Annotated in this window: 16 protein-coding genes; 6 read left to right on the top strand and 10 right to left on the bottom strand. The window is 72.9% G+C overall.

Annotated elements, in window-relative coordinates; translation table 11 throughout:
- Positions 1–111: 111 nt before the first annotated feature.
- Positions 112–333 (top strand): DUF6059 family protein, encoded by a 222-nt coding sequence (locus ACIQUR_RS28860; protein ID WP_403670278.1) that lies wholly within the window; start codon positions 112–114, stop codon positions 331–333.
- A gap of 73 nt (positions 334–406) precedes the next feature.
- Here ACIQUR_RS28860 and ACIQUR_RS28855 read toward each other — a convergent pair whose 3' ends face one another.
- The 4 genes from ACIQUR_RS28855 to ACIQUR_RS28840 form a co-directional block, all read right to left on the bottom strand.
- Entirely contained in the window at positions 407–1,651 is a 1,245-nt protein-coding gene (locus ACIQUR_RS28855) for a beta-ketoacyl synthase N-terminal-like domain-containing protein (RefSeq protein ID WP_403670658.1), read from the bottom strand.
- A 110-nt stretch (positions 1,652–1,761) separates the two neighbouring features.
- Entirely contained in the window at positions 1,762–3,036 is a 1,275-nt protein-coding gene (locus ACIQUR_RS28850; protein WP_403670275.1) for a beta-ketoacyl-[acyl-carrier-protein] synthase family protein, read from the bottom strand.
- The gene (locus tag ACIQUR_RS28845; protein WP_403670272.1) at positions 3,033–3,971 is read right to left on the bottom strand and encodes a thioesterase II family protein; all 939 of its coding nucleotides are present in this window, start codon (positions 3,969–3,971) and stop codon (positions 3,033–3,035) included. The genes ACIQUR_RS28850 and ACIQUR_RS28845 overlap by 4 nt, the downstream gene beginning before the upstream one ends.
- A 240-nt stretch (positions 3,972–4,211) precedes the next feature.
- The gene (locus tag ACIQUR_RS28840; protein WP_399954642.1) at positions 4,212–5,033 is read right to left on the bottom strand and encodes a BTAD domain-containing putative transcriptional regulator; all 822 of its coding nucleotides are present in this window, start codon (positions 5,031–5,033) and stop codon (positions 4,212–4,214) included.
- A 316-nt stretch (positions 5,034–5,349) separates the two neighbouring features.
- Here ACIQUR_RS28840 and ACIQUR_RS28835 point away from each other — a divergent pair, with 316 nt between their 5' ends.
- Positions 5,350–5,571 carry a hypothetical protein gene (locus ACIQUR_RS28835; RefSeq protein WP_403670269.1) on the top strand — a complete coding sequence of 74 codons (222 nt, stop codon included), beginning with the start codon at positions 5,350–5,352 and terminating at the stop codon, positions 5,569–5,571.
- A 174-nt stretch (positions 5,572–5,745) separates the two neighbouring features.
- Positions 5,746–6,705 carry a BTAD domain-containing putative transcriptional regulator gene (locus ACIQUR_RS28830; RefSeq protein ID WP_403670266.1) on the top strand — a complete coding sequence of 320 codons (960 nt, stop codon included), beginning with the start codon at positions 5,746–5,748 and terminating at the stop codon, positions 6,703–6,705.
- Between the two features lie 163 nt (positions 6,706–6,868).
- On the opposite strand, the gene ACIQUR_RS28825 is transcribed toward ACIQUR_RS28830, so the two are convergent.
- The 5 genes from ACIQUR_RS28825 to ACIQUR_RS28805 all read right to left on the bottom strand — a co-directional run bounded on the left by ACIQUR_RS28825 (position 6,869) and on the right by ACIQUR_RS28805 (position 11,579).
- Complete coding sequence (locus ACIQUR_RS28825) at positions 6,869–7,705, bottom strand: BTAD domain-containing putative transcriptional regulator (protein WP_403670263.1); 837 nt, start codon at positions 7,703–7,705, stop codon at positions 6,869–6,871.
- 393 nt (positions 7,706–8,098) lie between these two features.
- Positions 8,099–8,713 carry a ScbR family autoregulator-binding transcription factor gene (locus ACIQUR_RS28820; protein ID WP_403670261.1) on the bottom strand — a complete coding sequence of 205 codons (615 nt, stop codon included), beginning with the start codon at positions 8,711–8,713 and terminating at the stop codon, positions 8,099–8,101.
- An 11-nt stretch (positions 8,714–8,724) separates the two neighbouring features.
- Entirely contained in the window at positions 8,725–10,317 is a 1,593-nt protein-coding gene (locus ACIQUR_RS28815) for an acyl-CoA carboxylase subunit beta (RefSeq protein WP_403670258.1), read from the bottom strand.
- Positions 10,318–10,441: 124 nt separating this feature from the next.
- The gene (locus ACIQUR_RS28810; protein WP_403670256.1) at positions 10,442–10,645 is read right to left on the bottom strand and encodes an acyl-CoA carboxylase subunit epsilon; all 204 of its coding nucleotides are present in this window, start codon (positions 10,643–10,645) and stop codon (positions 10,442–10,444) included.
- 166 nt (positions 10,646–10,811) lie between these two features.
- Positions 10,812–11,579, bottom strand: a complete 768-nt coding sequence (locus ACIQUR_RS28805; RefSeq protein ID WP_403670253.1) for an SDR family NAD(P)-dependent oxidoreductase — start codon at positions 11,577–11,579, stop codon at positions 10,812–10,814.
- Positions 11,580–11,643: 64 nt separating this feature from the next.
- Here ACIQUR_RS28805 and ACIQUR_RS28800 point away from each other — a divergent pair, with 64 nt between their 5' ends.
- Entirely contained in the window at positions 11,644–12,672 is a 1,029-nt protein-coding gene (locus ACIQUR_RS28800) for an NAD-dependent epimerase/dehydratase family protein (protein ID WP_403670250.1), read from the top strand.
- A 267-nt stretch (positions 12,673–12,939) separates the two neighbouring features.
- On the opposite strand, the gene ACIQUR_RS28795 is transcribed toward ACIQUR_RS28800, so the two are convergent.
- Positions 12,940–13,923: a ScbA/BarX family gamma-butyrolactone biosynthesis protein gene (locus ACIQUR_RS28795; RefSeq protein WP_403670247.1), complete on the bottom strand. Its 984-nt coding sequence runs from the start codon at positions 13,921–13,923 to the stop codon at positions 12,940–12,942.
- 468 nt (positions 13,924–14,391) lie between these two features.
- On the opposite strand from ACIQUR_RS28795, the gene ACIQUR_RS28790 reads away from it, so the two are divergent.
- Together ACIQUR_RS28790 and ACIQUR_RS28785 are read left to right on the top strand one after the other, a co-directional pair.
- On the top strand, positions 14,392–15,651 hold the full coding sequence (locus ACIQUR_RS28790; RefSeq protein WP_403670244.1) for a cytochrome P450: 1,260 nt from the start codon (positions 14,392–14,394) through the stop codon (positions 15,649–15,651).
- A 106-nt stretch (positions 15,652–15,757) separates the two neighbouring features.
- Positions 15,758–16,417, top strand: a complete 660-nt coding sequence (locus ACIQUR_RS28785; RefSeq protein ID WP_403670241.1) for a ScbR family autoregulator-binding transcription factor — start codon at positions 15,758–15,760, stop codon at positions 16,415–16,417.
- Positions 16,418–16,667: the final 250 nt, after the last annotated feature.

Here is a 16,667-nt window from a genome sequence, read left to right as displayed (position 1 = left end):
CGGCCACCCCCGACCTCCGGCGCACCACGGCCCGTATCCCGGCGCCCGCGCCGCATCCCCGCGCGCCGCGCCGCCCCGCCGACCGGCGGACGACCACAGAAGGTGAGCCCCATGAACCCGTTCGGCATCGTCCGCGCCCTGTGGGACGGGTTCGTCGTCCTCGGGCTCCTGCACGCCGTCGGCGAGAGGGGGCCCGAGGGCTGCCTGGACCGGGACCCCGTGTACGACGCCCCGCCGCCCGGCCATCCCGAGCGGCTGTGTCCCGACGTTCCGTTGAGCGGCCTGGAGCTCCGGCTGCTGCGCCAGCTGCGGCACGCTCCCGGTGCGGGCTGAACCGGCGGGCGGCCGAGCCGAGGAGCGGCCGAGCCGGTAGCCGAGCGGCCAGGCGGGTGGGCAGACCCGGCCGTCAGGCCCCTACGGCCCGCACCACGGCCGCGGAGTTGAACCCGCCCCGCCCGCGCGCGAGCACCAGCGCCGTACGCAGCCCGGGCATCGCCCGCGGCGCACCGGTCACCAGGTCCAGCCCGTAGTCGGCGGCGGCCCGTACGGTCCCGGTCGTCGGCGGCACCACGCCCTCGCGCAGCGCGAGGAGCGCAGCCGCGACGTCGAGCGAGGAGCCGCCCGCGCCCAGCCGCCCGGTCATCGACTTCGGCGCCGTCACGGGCACCCCGTACGGGCCGAACAGCGCGACCAGCGCCGCCGCCTCGGCCAAGTCGGCGCCCCGCTCGCCGGCCGCGTCCGCGAACACGACGTCCACCTCGTGCGGCTCCAGCCCCGCGTCGGCGAGCGCGAGCTCGGCCGCCTCCCGCAGCCGGGGCTGGTCCGGTCCGCCGTCGAAGGTCGCGGCGCAGCCGGCCACCACCCCGTATCCGGTCGCCCCGCGCGCCGCGACGGCGGCCGCGTCCTCCAGGACCAGCAGCGCCCCGCCCTCCCCCACGACATGGCCGCCCGCGGCCGCGTCGAAGGGCAGGTAGGCGCGCTCCGGGTCGGCGGCCGTGGTCATCCGGCCGTCCGCCAGATGGGCCGCCCAGCCCCACGGGCACAGCGCCGAGTCCACCCCGCCGGCCACCATCAGGCTCACGCCCTTGCGGATCTCCCGGCGGGCGCGGGCGATGGCGTCGATGCCGCCGGCCTGCTCGCTGACGACCGCGGTGCCCGGGCCGCGCAGCGTGTGCCGGATGGAGATCTGGGCCGAGTTGGCGGCGTGGAACCAGGCGAAGGACTGGTACGCGCTCACGTACTTCGCCCCCTTGCCCCACAGCGCCTCCAGCCCGCGCTGCCCGAACTCGGTGCCGCCGGTGGCACTGGCGGTGATGACGCCCGCGCCGTAGCCCGGCAGGGCGGCCGGGTCGGCGCCGGAGTCCTCCAGCGCCTCCTTCGCGGCGACGAGTCCCAGGCGGGTGGCCCGGTCGGTGGAGGGCAGCAGCCGGCTGGGGATGTGGTCCTCGTCGACGAACCCGGCGATCTCGCCCGCGATCCGCACCGGATACCCGGACGCGTCGAACCGGCCGATCGGGCGGATGCCGCTGGCCCCCGCGAGCAGTGCGCGCCACCACGCGGCGGCGCCCAGGCCGTTGGGCGCGACCACGCCGATGCCGGTGACGACCACCTCGGCGGCCTGCCGTCCGCCGGCCGCGCCGGTCCGCTCCAGCCCGTCGGTGCCCGGCCCGCCCGCGCCCCGCGAACCCGGCAGACCGTTAACGCCGTTAACGCCGCGGCCGCCGTCGGCTCCGCTGCCATCCCACACGCCGCCCCCGCCCCTCACGCCGCCTCCCTCAGCCGCGGCCGGGTCAGCACCGTCGCCGTGTGGAAGCCTCCGAAGCCGCTGGCCACGCTCAGCACCGTGCTGGTGCGGTGCTCGCGCGCGAACAGCGGCGTGTAGTCCAGGTCGCAGGTCGGGTCCGGCTCCCGCAGGTTCGCCGTCGGCGGCACCGTGCTGTGCTGGATGGCCAGCACGCTGGCCACCACGTCCAGAGCCCCCGCCGCCCCCAGGGCGTGCCCGATCATCGACTTGATGGAGCTGACCGGGACCCGCCGCGCGTGGTCGCCGAGGCCCCGCTTGAAAGCGTGCGTCTCGTGCCGGTCGTTGTGCCGCGTGCCCGCGCCGTGCGCGTTGACGTAGTCCACGTCCACCGGGTTCAGCCGCGCCTCGTCGAGCGCCGCCCGGATGGCGTCGGCCATCTCCTCGCCGCCCGGCCGCAGCCCCGTCATGTGGTGGGCGCTGCTGTACGAGGCGAAGCCGGACAGCTCCGCGTACACCCGGGCCCCCCGCCGCCGGGCGTGCTCCAGTTCCTCCAGCACCACCACCGCCGCGCCCTCGCCGAGTACGAAGCCGTCCCGCGTCCGGTCGAAGGGCCGGCAGGCGGTCGCCGGGTCCTCCTTGCGCGGGCTCGTGAGCCGGATCCGGTCGAAGCAGGCCATGACGATCGGGGAGATCGGCGCCTCGGCCCCGCCCGCGACCATCACGTCCGCGCTGCCCTCGCGGATCAGCTCGGCGGCGTGGCCGATGGCGTCCAGGCCCGAGGTGCAGCCGCTGGAGACCGCGCCCACCGGTCCCTGCGCGCCGCTGTCCCGTGCCACCACCGCCGCGAGCGAGCTGGGCACGAGGTAGTCGTAGAGGTGCTCGGCGGCCTTGGAGTGGTCCACCGTCCAGGTCGCGCCGAAGTCGCTGAGCATGGCGTACTGGGTGGCCAGTCCCGTGGTGCAGCCGGCCGCGCTGCCCAGGCTCACGCCGGTGCGCAGCGGGTTGCCGGTCGCCAGGACGTCGGCCAGGCCGCTGTCGGCCACCGCCTCGCGGGCACTGACCAGCGCGAACTGTGCGGCGCGGTCCAGGCGCTCGGTGTCGGCGAGGGTGAAGCCGTGCCGGGCGGCGTCGAAGTCCACCTCGGCGGCCACCTGGGAGCGGTGGCCGGAGGCGTCGAAGAGGGTGACGCCGCGGGTGGCCGTGCGCCCGGACGTGAGCAGCGACCAGAAGTCTCCGGTGCCGATGGCGCCGGGGGCCACCACGCCCACGCCGGTGATGACGACGCGCTTCACCGGACACCGCACGCGGTGCGGACCGCGACCGGCCGGGCCCCGGCCGCACCCGGTCCGGACGTGGCGGGCCCGGAGGTGACGGCCCCGGACGTCGCGGGTCCGGACGTACCGGGATCAGGAGTGCCCGCCTCAGGAGTGCCCGCCTCAGGAGTGCCGGCCTCGGGAGTGCCGGGCCCGAGGGCCGCGTGCTCCCGGCAGGCGGCTCCGATCAGGGCGGGCAGCGCGTCGTCCCCGGCGAAGAAGTGGTCGCCGACCAGGGTGCGCACGGTGATGGGACCTGTCGTCCACTGCCGCCACTCCTGCAGGGCGTTGGGGACGGCCAGCGGGTCGTCGCTGCCGGCGAAGACCAGCAGGGGCACGTTCACGGGTCCTCCGGTGGCGGGGTCCATCGCCGCCTGCCGCAGCGCCTTGGCCAGCCGCAGGTCGTCGCGCAGGACGGGCAGGACGGAGCGGTGCCACATCCCGCCGGGCCGGCCGGCGGCCCCCTTCGGCAGCGAGCCGAGGTCCCCGAGGAGCGGCAGCAGTTGCTCGTCCGGGGCCTCCGCCGCGCTCATCAGCGCGGCCGTCGCGTGCGGCGGCAGGCAGGCTCCGACCGCGAGGAACAGGGGCGGAGGCGCCCCGGCGTCGGCCAGGGCACGGGTCAGGGTGTAGGCGACGAGCGCGCCCAGGCTGTGGCCGTACAGCGCGTACGGGCCGGCCTCCGCGGCCTCCAGCAGCGGGCCGAGCAGGTCGGCCAGGAGGCCGGAGCGGTCGGTGACGCGCGGTTCGCGCCGGCGGTTGCCGCGGCCCGGCAGCAGCACGGCCGCCACGTCCACCGCGGGGCCGGCCGCGACGGGCCAGCGGCGGTAGCTGGCCACGCCCGCGCCCGCGTGCGCGAGGCAGTGGAGCCGAACACGCGGCTCCACCGCCTCGTCGACCCTCGTCAGGGAAGTCATGCGTCGCCCTCCTCCGGGGAAGCTGTTCCGGCGCGCCGTCGGACGGCGCACCGGATGCGCCCCGAGTCTCGCCAGCCCGGCTGGAGCGGGACTCGACTCCCGCCGGGTATGGCGCACCGGCCGGGGCGGCCGCGTACGGAACGACGGCCGGTCCCCGGCGACCGGCCCAGGACGGCCGGCCCCCAGTCCGCCGGCCCCCGTCGGCCGGCACTCCGTACGGATCCGCGCCCGGCCGCCGGATCAGGCCGCGTACAGGTCGAAGGTGGAGGTGTGGCGCGGCCCCGCGACCACGTCGAGGCGCGGGTCGACCGTGAGCATCGCCTGGTGCAGCCGCTGGAGCTGCGGCGACGGCTCCACGCCGAGCTCGTCTATCAGCCGCTGGCGCAGCCGGCGGTAGACGTCGAGGGCCGACGCCTGCCGGCCGGACCGGTAGAGCGCGACCATCGCCTGCGAGTGCAGCCCCTCGTGCTGCGGGTGGCGGGCGATCAGGTCGGTGAGTTCGGCAATCAGTTCGACGTGCCGGCCCAGGCGCAGGTCGGCGTCGATCCTGCGCTCGCGCGTCACCAGCCGGCTCTCCTCCAGGCGCATGACCTCGATGTCGAGGATCGGGCCCACCCGTACGTCGACGAGCGCGGGCCCCTCCCACAGGTCGAGGGCCTCGCGCAGGCACTTGGAGGAGTGCCCGTCCTCACCGTTCTCGAAGGCCTGCTGGCCCTCGGCCACCAGGCGCTCGTACGCGTGCACGTCGACGGATTCGGCGGGCACCTGGAGCATGTAGCCGCCGTAGCGGGTGGCCAGCACGTCCTTGGCGGAGCCCGGTACGTCCGGTCCCATCGCGGTGCCCAGGCGGCGGCGCAGTTGAAGGATGTACGTCTGGAGCGTGGTCAGCGCGCTCTGGGGCAGGTCGGCGCCCCAGATCTCCTCCATCAGGGTGGGCACGGGCACGACCCGGCCCGGGTAGAGGGCGAGCAGCGCCAGGATCTGGCGGGGCTTGCCCGCCGTCGGGACGATGGAAACCCCATTGACTTCCGCATCCAATGGACCCAGAACTTTAATCTTCATGATTCCCCTCCCAGCCTTGTCAGGCCGCCATCGCTCTCTGACCGGTTGTGAACCTTTCGATACAGTCGCATTCCGGCCTTTTCTGTCATTGGCTGGACCCAAGGCCAGGGGCACCATATCTTTCGACAACCCGCCCCCCTGCGATGGTCGAGCCCGGCTCTAGCCCTTCTCCAAGAAATGCCGAGATGCGCCGCCGCCGGGTTGCTGACACGGCACTGACAAAGCGCTGACAAAGCACTGACAAACGCGCCGTGAACAGCCACCCGCCTTTCCCGGCACCTTCCCGTACACCGCGCGCGCTGTTAGTTTTCCGGCCATGGCGACCGACCCGACGGCACGTTGCGCGGACCCGCTGACCCGCTTGCTGATCGGCCCGGCAGCGACCGCGGGGCTGACCGGCCTGCCGGGGCTGCCCGGCCCGCAGGTCCTGCTGGGCATGCTGGGAACCAGTCACTGCCGAGGGGTCCAGGTGGGCTTCCCCGATCTGACGGCGGAACAATTCCGCCCGCGCGCCGCGGGCCGGCCCGCGGGGGCCTGAAAACACCTCGAGAAACCCTCCACGATTCCGGGCAGGGACGGCACGCACAGGGCATCGCACGGCGAAAGCGCCTAGGCTCCGACGAGATGGGGAGGACCCGCGGCTATTCCGAGGGGAATACCGGCGGCGGACTTCCGGCGGCATACCTCTCAAGCCTTCCTGTGCGAGGATGAGATGAAGTTTCGGATCCTGGGGCCCGTACAGATCTTCGACGAACGCACCGGCGTCCTGATCGTGCCGGCGGGGGCCAAGCAGCGCGCGCTGCTCAGCGCCCTCGTCGTGAAGGCGGGCCAGGTCGTCTCCGCCGACCGGCTCGTGGACGAGCTGTGGAGCGAGCACCCTCCCGCCAACGCCGCCAACGCCCTCCAGGCCCATGTGGCGCGGCTGCGCCGGCTGCTGCCCGTCCCGGCCCCCGGCTCCGGGGAGCCGCACCACGAGTGGCTGGCGACCAGCCCGCTCGGCTACGTCCTGCGGCTGGGGGACGCCGGCACCGACGCCCGGCAGTTCCACCGGCTCGCCGCCGAGGGGCGCGAGCTCGCCCGTACCGACCCCGGCCGCTCGGCCGACGTACTGCGCCGGGCCCTGGAGCTGTGGCGCGGCCCCGCCCTGCAGGGCAGCGGCCGCGGCACCATCTGCTCCGTCGAGGCCTCGCTGCTGGAGGAGAGCCGGCTCGTCGCCCTGGAGTCGCTGTACGACGCGTGCCTGCGGGCCGGCCGGGCCGGCGAGATCACGGGCGAGCTGGAGGAGCTGACCGCCGCCCACCCGCTGCGCGAGCGCTTCTACGAGCTGCTGATGACCGCCCTGTACCGGTGCGGGCGCCAGGCGGAGGCGCTGCGCGTGTACGACCGCGCGCGCCGCCGGCTCGTCCACGACCTGGGCGTCGAGCCGGGCCCGGTCCTGCGGGACCGCATGGAGGCGATCCTGCACCACCAGGACCCCACGGCGGCCCTGCCCGTCGGCTCCACGGCCGTACGGCCGGTGCGGGCGCCCGCCGGGGAGGACGGGGCGAACGTGCGCCTGCTGCACGCGGAACTCGCCAGCCTGCGCAGCCACGTCGAGCGCCTCACCCGCGAACAGCAGGACCTCGTGTGCCGGCTGGAGGCGCTCACCGCGGCGCGTGCGGCCGGCGCCTGACGTTCCCCGCCCGCGGGCACGGGAGCGCCCGGAACCGGAGGAGCCCTTCCTCCGGCCCGCGTGACGCGGGTCGGAGGAAGGGCTCCAGTGGCTGTACGGCGCCGGGCGCCGCAGGGCGGGGCGGCCACCGCACCGGTCCGCCCCCGCCGGTCTCACGGCCCGCTCACCGCGCCACGAGCCGCCCTCCGGCGGCTCCGGCGGCCGCGGCGCCCGCGGTCGACGACACGGTCTCGGGGTGCGCGGTGAGGATGAAGCGCTGCAGCCGGCTGAGCGCGGCCGAGGGCTCGAGGCCCAGCTCCGACACGAGCGTCGTGCGCAGCCGCTGGTAGACGTTGAGCGCCTCGCCGCGCCGTCCCGAGCGGTGCAGGGCGAGCATGAACTGGCCGTGCAGGCTCTCGTGCATCCGGTACTGGTTGACCAGGACGGTGAGCTCCGACAGCAGCTCGCGGTGCCGGCCCAGTCTGAGGTCGGCCTCGATGCGCTGGTCGAGCGCGCACAGCCGGGCCTCTTCCAGGCGCTGGACCTCCATCTGGATCTGGCTGCCGACCTGGACGTCGGTGAGCGCGGGTCCGGTCCACAGCGACAGGGCGTCCGTCAGCCAGCGCGAGGCGCCCTGGTGGTCGTCGGCGTCCATCGCCCGGTAGCCGGTGCCGGCCCGGCGCTCGAACTCCCGGTAGTCCACGGTCCCGCCGCGGGACTCCAGCCGGTAGCCGCCCGGGAGCGTCGCCAGGATGTCCTTGGCCGTGCAGCGCTCGTTCTCGTCGCGGGCGAGGGCCTCGCCGATCAGCTCGCGGAGCTGGAGCACGTACGTCTGCAGCGTCGTACGGGCGCTGCGCGGCGGGTTCTTGCCCCACAGCTCCTCGATCAGCGTCGCCACCGAGACCACCTGGTCGGCGTGGAGCGCGAGCAGGGCCAGGACCTGACGCGGCTTCGGGGCGGTCGGCGTGACGGACAGCCCGTTCTCGGTGACGGACAGCGCTCCGAGCAGGTTGATGTCCACGTACTTCCCCCAAAGATCACTTGGTGGCCGGTGGCCGGCCCGCCGCGTTCGGCGCGTTACCCGTCCCGCGATGGCCGCTCTGCCGGGGCCCGGTCGCCATAGCACGACCCGACTCCCTGATAAAAAAACAGCATAGTCGGTTTGTCAATCCCACAGCGCCGGCGGAAGATGCGTTGCCGGTACACGCAGAACCCCGGGACCCGCGCGGCGCGCGGGTCCCGGGGTAGGCACAACACCGCCTGGGAGCAGGGCTTTTGGGTACAGACAGACCCCTCGGACGAGATCGCGGGTCGGGGCGGAACCAAAGAGACCGTCCGGTCTTGAATGGGGCTGCGGCGACTCCCGAGTCCCTCTCAAGGGCGCGTCACGGGGTCACCGGGGGCCGCTCCGGGCTCAGCCGCCGCCCTTGGCGTCCAGCGTGACGAGCAGCTCCGGCGTCGCCAGCGTCGTCAGCAGCAGCTCCCAGAACTGGGTGATCGTGCGGGGAGCCAGCCAGGCCGCGTCCCGGGCCCCGAGCACCTCGAAGCCCACGGTCGCCCCGACCACCGCCCTCACGATCCCCTCCAGCTCGGCGCCGGAGCGCAGTTCGCCCACCGCGCCGGCCTCCCGGACGAGGCCCTCGACCCACCGCTGCCAGCGGGCGCGCGGGTCGGCCGCCGCCACCCAGGCCGTGTCGCCGCACAGCACGAACCCGGCCCGCAGCACCACGTCCGACGTCAGCCCGCGCGCCAGCGCGTGGGTGACGTCGACGAGGTGCTGCAGCCGGCTCCCCGCACCCGGCGGCTCCTCGCCGAGCAGGGCTTCCAGCCTCGCCAGCGCGGCCGCCTCGACGGCCTCCGCGAGGGCCGTCTTGCTGGCGAAGTGGAAGTGCAACGCGCCGTTGCTCACCCCGGCCCGCGTGCTGATCTCGGCCAGCGACGCGACCGCGAAGCCGTCCCGGTCCACGACCTCGGCCGCGGACCTGACCAGGGCTTCCCGGGTGCGCAACGCGCGTTCCTGACGTGCCATCGAGTGCTCCGTTACTGCGGGGGGTTGCCGTGCTTGCGGGACGGGACGTCCGCGTGCTTGTTGCGGAGCATCGCGAGGGCGCTGATGAGGACCTCGCGGGTCTCGGCGGGGTCGATGACGTCGTCGACGAGGCCGCGCTCGGCCGCGTAGTACGGGTGCATCAGCTCCGCCTTGTACTCCTTGACCATCTGCGCCCGGGTCGCCTCGGGGTCGTCCGACTCCGCTATCTGCTTGCGGAAGATGACGTTGGCCGCGCCCTCGGCGCCCATGACGGCGATCTCGTTGGTGGGCCAGGCGTACGTGAGGTCGGCGCCGATGGACTGGGAGTCCATGACGATGTACGCGCCGCCGTAGGCCTTGCGCAGGATCAGCGAGATCCGCGGCACGGTGGCGTTGCAGTACGCGTACAGCAGCTTGGCGCCGTGCCGGATGATGCCGCCGTGCTCCTGGTCGACACCGGGCAGGAAGCCGGGCACGTCCAGCAGCGTGATGATCGGGATGTTGAAGGCGTCGCACATCTGGACGAAGCGCGCGGCCTTCTCCGAGGCCTCGATGTCCAGCACACCCGCAAGGGACTGCGGCTGGTTCGCGACGATGCCGACGACCTGCCCGTTCAGCCGGCCCAGCGCGCAGATGATGTTGCGGGCCCAGCGCTCGTGGACCTCCAGGTACTCCCCGTCGTCGAGGATCTCCTCGATCACCCGGGTCATGTCGTACGGGCGGTTGCCGTCGGCCGGGACCAGGTCGAGGAGCACCTCGGAGCGGCGGTCCTGCGGGTCGGTGCAGGGCACGCACGGCGGATACTCGCGGTTGTTCTGCGGCAGCATCGACAGGAGGTACCGGACCTCCGCGATGCAGGTCTCCTCGTCGTCGTACGCGAAGTGCGCGACGCCCGAGGTGCCGGCGTGCACGTCCGCGCCGCCCAGGCCGTTCTGCGTGATCTCCTCGCCGGTCACCGCGCGGACCACGTCGGGACCCGTGATGAACATCTGCGACGTGTCCCGCACCATGAAGACGAAGTCGGTCAGCGCGGGGCTGTACGCGGCGCCGCCGGCACACGGGCCCAGCATCACCGAAATCTGCGGGATCACGCCCGAGGCCCGGGTGTTGCGCTGGAAGATGCCGCCGTAACCGGCGAGCGCGGAGACGCCCTCCTGGATGCGGGCGCCCGCGCCGTCGTTGAGGGAGACCAGCGGGGCACCCGCCGCGATGGCCATGTCCATGATCTTGTGGATCTTCGTCGCGTGGGCCTCGCCCAGCGCACCGCCGAAGATCCGGAAGTCGTGCGCGTAGACGAAGACCGTCCGGCCCTCGACCGTCCCCCAGCCGGTGATCACACCGTCCGTGTACGGCCTCTTGTCCTCCAGGCCGAAGCCGGTCGCCCGGTGCCGGCGCAGCTGCTCGACCTCCCTGAAGGAACCGGCGTCGAGCAGCAGCTCGATGCGCTCACGGGCGGTCAGCTTGCCCTTGGCGTGCTGCGCCTCGGTCGCGCGCTCGCTCGGGCCGCCGACCGCCTGTGCACGGACCGCGTGCAGTTCGGCCACACGCCCGTGAGCGTCCGCCGCCTCCACAGAGGCCCGAGGACTGTCAATCGCTACTGTCACGACACGTCCCTCCCTCTCAAGGTGCGGCCCGATCGAAAGCCCACCATAACAAACCGCTTGGACGGTTTACATGGTGCCGGCTTTGGCGCGCACACGAATCAGCCTTCAGATGAACCAGGCGCTCCTAGCGCCAGCTGTACGGAGAGCGGTAGACCGCGGTGGACCGCTCGGGCTGCCACAGCGGGGACTCGGGCGGTTCCTCCTCGCCCTCCGCTCCCGCCTGCGCGAGCACCGAGCACAGCACGACGGTGACCGCGGCCAGCTCTTCTTCGCTGGCCGACCCGCGCACGATCCGGAGCGCGAGCTTCTCGGAGTCCGACTCGACCATTCACCCTCCTCAAGCCTCTGGACACCGTCGGCGACCCGGCTAAAGGACCGCTCTTGCCCTGCTTGAGATACGGCTGGATCCGTCGTGTCCGCCTGCGGGCAGCGCGACGACGCGCGCGGAACGGGCCGGCAGGGCGGTCGGGGTCCCTACGCGGGACCGGCGGCGGTCAGCGGGTGGTCCAGCCGCCGTCCACCGAGAGGGTCGCGCCGACGACGAAGGAGGCGCGGTCGCTGCAGAGCCAGGCCGCGGCCTCGGCGATCTCCTCCGGCGCCGCGATGCGGGGGAGGGGCGCGGAGTCCAGCAGCACCTGCTCCATCTCGGGGTGCTGCTTGAGCCAGTCGTCGATCATCTCGCTGCGCGTCGAGCCGGGGGCGATGGCGTTCACCCGGATCCCGTGGGGGGCGTACTCGGCGGCCGCGGCCTTGGTCAGCCCGATCACCGCGTGCTTGGAGGCGATGTACGCGGAGGTGACCGGCGTGGCCACCAGTCCTCCGGTGCTGCTGTTGTTGACGATGGTGCCGCCCTTGCCGAGCATCACGCGCAGCTCCTGGCGCATGCAGTTCCACACGCCCCGGACGTTGGTGTCCATCACGGAGTCGTACACGTCCTCGTCGAGGAGGTGCATGGGCTTGGGCTCGGCGCCGACGCCCGCGTTGTTGAAGGCGGCGTCGAGTCCGCCGTACGCGTCGACGGCCGCGTCGACGGCGCGGGCCACGTCCTCGACGCGGGTCACGTCGCCGGCCACGTACCGGGCACGGTGGCCGGAGGCGGTCAGCTCCTCGGTGAGGAGGACGAGTTCACGCTCACGGCGGGCGAGCAGGGTGACCGCCGCCCCTTCCCGGCAGAACACACGCGCGGCGGCGGCGCCGATCCCCGCGCTTGCGCCCGTGATCAGCACGGACTTCCCCTCGAGCAACTGTCCACCGGCGGTCATGGTGTATGAACATAGCACCGCACATCTCGTACTCATTTCCGAAAAGGTGTAGGGAAGGCCGCAGTTGGCTCCCCAGCGGATCCTCGTCACGGGAAGCACCGGCTTCGTCGGCTCCCACGTCCTGCCCCTGCTCCTCGCGGCCGCGCGGGAACCGCACTCCGGCACCGACGGCCCACCCCGCCTGCGCCTGCTCACCCACCGAAGACGGGCGCCGGACGGGTGCCGGGGGACGAGCGGTCACGTCGAGACGGTCACCGGCGATCTGAGCGACCCGGCCTCGCTGCGCGGGGTCTGCGAAGGCGTCACCACGGTGCTGCACCTCGCGGCGCGCATCGGCGGGGACGAGGCGGAGTGCCGGACGGTGAACACGGAGGGGACCCGCGCGCTGCTCGCCGAGGCCCGGGCGGCCGGGGTGCGGCGGGTCGTGCAGCTGGGCACGGCCGCGGTGTACGCGGACGGTGCGCACCGGGGCGCGGCCGAGGGGGAGCTGGCCGAGGCGCCGGTCTCGGCGACGAGCGTGACGCGGCTCGCCGGGGAGCGACTGGTTCTGGCGGCCGGCGGGACCGTGCTGCGGCCGCACCTGGTGTACGGACGGGGCGACACCTGGATGATCCCCGCCCTGGTGGGGCTGATGTGCAGGCTGCCGTACTGGGTGGACGGGGGCAGCGCGCGGCTGTCGATGATCTCGGCGCCGGCGCTGGCCGGGGCGCTGGCGGAGCTGGCGCTGCGGCCGGGGCTGACGGACCGGCTGGCGGGGCAGGTGCTGCACGCGAGCCATCCGGAGCCGGTGCGGGCCCGGGAGCTGGTGGAGACGGTGGCGCGGGCGCTCGGTCTGCCGGTGCCGTCCGGGGAACTGACGTGCGCTCAGGCACTGGAGCTGCTGGGGGCGGCGGACGACCCGAGCGTGCGGCGCAGACTCTCGCTGCTGACCGTGGACCACTGGTACGACAGCAGCCGGCTGTGGGGGCTGCTGGAGACGGGGCCGGGACCGGGGTTCACGACGGCCTTCGCGGCCTCCGCGGCCTGGTACGCGGGCATCGGTGCAGGCCGGCGGCCCACGACCGCTCCTCCGCGGTCCGCTTCTCCTGCCTGAGGCAGGGGCGCGGGGGCCGGCTCCGTACGGACGCACTCGGCGGCGGACGCGCGCCGCCGTCCGTGGTGGGGCTCCGTGGCGCGGCACCCTGAGGCCTACGGCCCGGGATCCGGCGGGTCCGGGTCCCGGGCCGGGCCGGGCGGACGGAGCCGGCGGGGGAATCCGTGGAGGGGTGCACCCTCTACGGCGCCGGTCGCGCGGGTCATGCCCTGGGTGCACCCCGGCTCCGGTGGGGGGAGGGGGACTGCGGCGGGGCGGGCGGCAGGGTCAGGAGTCCCAGACCGAGCCGGTGACCGTGGCCGTGAAGACCTTCCTGCCGGACTGCCGGCCCGTCACCTCCACCGAGCGCAGGAGGGGGTGGGGTTCCGCTTCTGCCTCGCTCGCCTCCACCCAGCAGGGCTCGTCGAGCTCCGCGTAGCTGTGGAATTCGGTCGCGATGCCGAAGGGTCTGAAGCCGCCTTCGGGCAGCAGCCCGCAGGCCGCCTGGCGGGCGGCCTCGACCAGGACCATGCCCGGGTGGTGGTCGTTGGCGTGCTCGAAGAGGATCGGGTGGCCGAGGTCGGGGTTGAGCAGCCAGCGGCCGGGCCGGTCGGACGGGGCGAGGACGACGTCGAAGGGCAGCAGCCGGCCGACCGCCGCCGGGGGGATGGGCGTCTGCCGCTCCAGCGGGGTGACCACGGCGCCCGGACCGCGCTCGCCGCGCAGCCGCCGGTACGTGCTGGGCGGGACGCACGTGAAGCGGGCGGTGCCGCTGGCCGCCATACAGCCGTTGCGGCGGATGCTGACGTGCAGGAACCCGGAGAAGCGGTTGCCCTGCCATCTGAAGTCCGTACAGGTGGCGACGAGCTCCAGCTCGGTGGGGCTGGCGCCGATGCGGAGCTGCGCGAGGTCCGAGGTGAAGTCCAGGCTCCACAGCAGCACGTTGTGGCCGAGCGGGACCCCGTACACCGCGTGGCACAGGAACAGTCCCACCTGCCGGATCGTCTCCCCGGCCTGGACCGGGTCGTGGCTGCGGCCGTCGGCGCTGGTGAAGAACGTGTGGGCGCGGGGCCACTGGCCGGTCAGGGCGAAGACGTTGTCCCCGATGCGCTCGTATCCGGTCAGGAAGACCTCGGCGAGGGAGGAGCGGTGCACGTACTCGCGGGGGACGGTGGTGGTGAGCTGAGGCGATTCATTGCAACGGGTCCACGACGCGCTGGATACCGGGTGGGGTATTGAGGGGGCGTCCTTCTGGAACGTCAGCAGGGTCATGGACCTCTCCACAGAGCCGGGTTGACGGATGGGGTGACCACTTCAGAACACGCAAGATACGTACTCTCCGGTATTGTTTGCAAGGCTCTCCGAGGGTCGTCTTTCACCCGGACATCACACCGTCAACACACGCGGTGATCGCCGGAGGAGGGGCGGATTCCAGCCTCCGACAGGGGAGTTCGGGCGGCCGCGGCCACAGCGGGCCCATGCGCCCAAGCCTCAAGCGGCAAGCGGTATTCCGGTCTCGGCACCCACCCGCACCAGGGGGCGGAGACACGCCAGCCGGCACTGCCCTTTCGGCTGCCCGACAGGGCTTGCGACCTGGGACGGGAGCTGGTGGCGGGGAGCCTGTGGGGATGCCAGACTTGGTTCCGCCGACGGATTGAGCAAAACCGTCCAGGCGGTTTGCACCATGGGGGTCTCCGTTGCCGTTCGGCGACTCCCCACCGCCGACAGCCTGGAGAACCGATGATCCGTCAGTGCCCGATATCCATCGATCCGTCAGGCCGGGATCCGCACGGTGAGGCGGCTCTGCTCCGGGAGCTCGGCCCCGCCACGAGGGTGGTCCTGCCGGGCGGGGTGCCGGCCTGGGCGGTGGCCGGACACGCGGCGCTGCGCAGGCTGCTGGTCGACCCGCGGGTCTCGAAGGACGCGTACCGGCACTGGCCCGCGTGGATCAGCGGCGAGGTCGGTCCGGAGTGGCCGCTGTCCATCTGGGTGTCGGTGCAGAACATGATCACGGCCTACGGGGCCGAGCACACGCGGCTGCGCAAGCTGGCCGCCCTGGCCTTCACCGCGCGCCGGGTCGCCGCCCTGCGACCGCGCATCGAGCAGGTCGCCGCCGAGGTGCTCGACGAACTGGCCGCGCTCCCCCCGGCGGACCCGGTCGACCTGCGGGCGACCTTCGCCCACCAGGTCCCGACTCGAGTGATGTTCGAGCTGTTCGGGATTCCGGAGAGCTCGTGGGCGATGCTCCACAAGATCATCAAGGGGTTCTTCGACACCGGCATCTCCGTCGAGGACGCCCAGCAGAACGCGATCGACCTCTACGAGACGATGGCCGACCTGGTCGCCCACAAGCGGGCCCACCCCGCCGACGACCTGACGACCGGGATGATCGCGGCCCGGGACGACGAGAGCGGCGCGCGCCTGTCGGAGAAGGAGCTGGTCGACAACCTGATCCTGCTATTCACCGCGGGGTACGAGACCTCGGTCAACCTGATCTCCAGCGCCGTCCACCAGCTGCTGACCCACCGCGCCCAGCTCGGCCTGGTCCTCTCGGGCGCGGCCTCCTGGGAGGACGTGATCGAGGAGACCCTGCGCTTCGAGCCGCCCGCGGCGTACGGGTTCCTGCGCTTCGCGGTCGAGGACATCGACGCGGGGAACGCGGTCATCCCCAAGGGGGACGCGATCGTGGTGTCGTTCGCCTCGGCCGGCCGCGACCCGGAGGTGCACGGCGAGGACGCCGCCGTCTTCGACATCACCCGGCCCACCCGGGGGGACCACATGTCGCTCGGCTTCGGGACGCACTACTGCCTCGGCGCGACGCTCGCCCGGCTGGAGGCCTCGGTCAGCGTGGCCGCGCTGTTCGCCCGTTTCCCGGAGCTGGCCCTGGCCGCCCCCGGGCGGCGGCCGGCGAAGGTCGAATCCTTCATCTCCAACGGCCTGCTGGAGCTTCCGGTAACCCTGGGTGACGCTTCGCGGAACGATGTTGAGATCGAGGTGTGATCTCCAACGCTTGATAAAATACGGACCTTCTGGTTGGTTTTATAGAGGGGACATCGGTCTGCGCTCAGGATCGACCCACACTGGCCCTTGGAACATCGGAGGCACCGTGGCACGTCAGGAGCGTGCGGTTCGTACGCGTCGCGCGATCTTGGAAGCGGCGGCGGCGGTGTTCGACGAGCGCGGCTACGAAGCGGCGACGATCTCGGACATCCTGTCGCGGGCGGGCGTCACCAAAGGCGCCCTGTACTTCCACTTCTCCTCCAAGCAGGAACTGGCCCAGGGCGTCCTGGACGAGCAGTTCGGCGAGGCCGGCGTGCCGCCGAGAGCCAGCAAGCTCCAGGAACTCGTCGACGTGGCCCTGGTCCTGGCGTACCGGATGAAGCGCGAACCCATGCTCAGCGCGGGCGCGCGGCTCTCCCTCGGGCCCGACATGCGCGAGATATTCGGCGGCGGGTCGGTCCCGGGCTGGATCGAGTTCACCGAGCAACTCCTCGTGCAGGCCAAGGAACAGGGCGAGCTGCTCCCCCACGTCGACCCGGCGGAGACGGCCTGGATCATCTCCGCCTGCTGGACGGGGGCCCAGGTCTACTCCCAGACCCTGACCGACCGGGACGACATCGAGTTCCGGGTCGCGGGCGTCTACCAGCACATCGTCCCCAGCATCGCCACCCCCGCCGTCCTCGCCCGGCTGGACATCGCACCCGACCGCGGGGCCCGCGTGGTGGCGGAGGCGGAGCAGCTGAGGGCGGAGCCCGTGCTCTCCTGAACGACCCGACCGTACAGACCCACCGGTCTTGTTTGGTCGCCAGAAAGTCGGTTTTGACGGCCCCTCGGCTCTCCGCCGAGGGGCCGTTTTGCATGCCCTGACCGCTCGACGACCCATCAAAATCCCAGCTCAGAGCGGTTTCTGACGAGGTTTGACCAGTCCCGTGACCGGCAAACAGCCAAGCCGGTTTGGTATTGACAAACCGCCGGGCCTGTTTTTTACTCGGTCCCAGTGCTGGTCACATCCACGG

This window comes from Streptomyces sp. NPDC101132, from assembly GCF_044759225.1.
In the GTDB taxonomy this organism is placed as follows: Bacteria; Actinomycetota; Actinomycetes; order Streptomycetales; family Streptomycetaceae; genus Streptomyces.
This window is presented reverse-complemented; position numbering and strand designations above follow the sequence as displayed.

Bases quoted from the DNA above. Each gene is read 5' to 3' on its own strand.
- ACIQUR_RS28840 (WP_399954642.1), bottom strand. From the start codon at position 5,033: ATGAAGATTAAAGTTCTGGGTCCATTGGATGCGGAAGTCAATGGGGTT.
- ACIQUR_RS28860 (WP_403670278.1), top strand. From the start codon at position 112: ATGAACCCGTTCGGCATCGTCCGCGCCCTGTGGGACGGGTTCGTCGTC.
- ACIQUR_RS28795 (WP_403670247.1), bottom strand. From the start codon at position 13,923: ATGACCCTGCTGACGTTCCAGAAGGACGCCCCCTCAATACCCCACCCG.
- ACIQUR_RS28830 (WP_403670266.1), top strand. From the start codon at position 5,746: ATGAAGTTTCGGATCCTGGGGCCCGTACAGATCTTCGACGAACGCACC.
- ACIQUR_RS28790 (WP_403670244.1), top strand. From the start codon at position 14,392: ATGATCCGTCAGTGCCCGATATCCATCGATCCGTCAGGCCGGGATCCG.
- ACIQUR_RS28835 (WP_403670269.1), top strand. From the start codon at position 5,350: ATGGCGACCGACCCGACGGCACGTTGCGCGGACCCGCTGACCCGCTTG.
- ACIQUR_RS28820 (WP_403670261.1), bottom strand. From the start codon at position 8,713: ATGGCACGTCAGGAACGCGCGTTGCGCACCCGGGAAGCCCTGGTCAGG.
- ACIQUR_RS28810 (WP_403670256.1), bottom strand. From the start codon at position 10,645: ATGGTCGAGTCGGACTCCGAGAAGCTCGCGCTCCGGATCGTGCGCGGG.
- ACIQUR_RS28805 (WP_403670253.1), bottom strand. From the start codon at position 11,579: ATGACCGCCGGTGGACAGTTGCTCGAGGGGAAGTCCGTGCTGATCACG.
- ACIQUR_RS28845 (WP_403670272.1), bottom strand. From the start codon at position 3,971: ATGACTTCCCTGACGAGGGTCGACGAGGCGGTGGAGCCGCGTGTTCGG.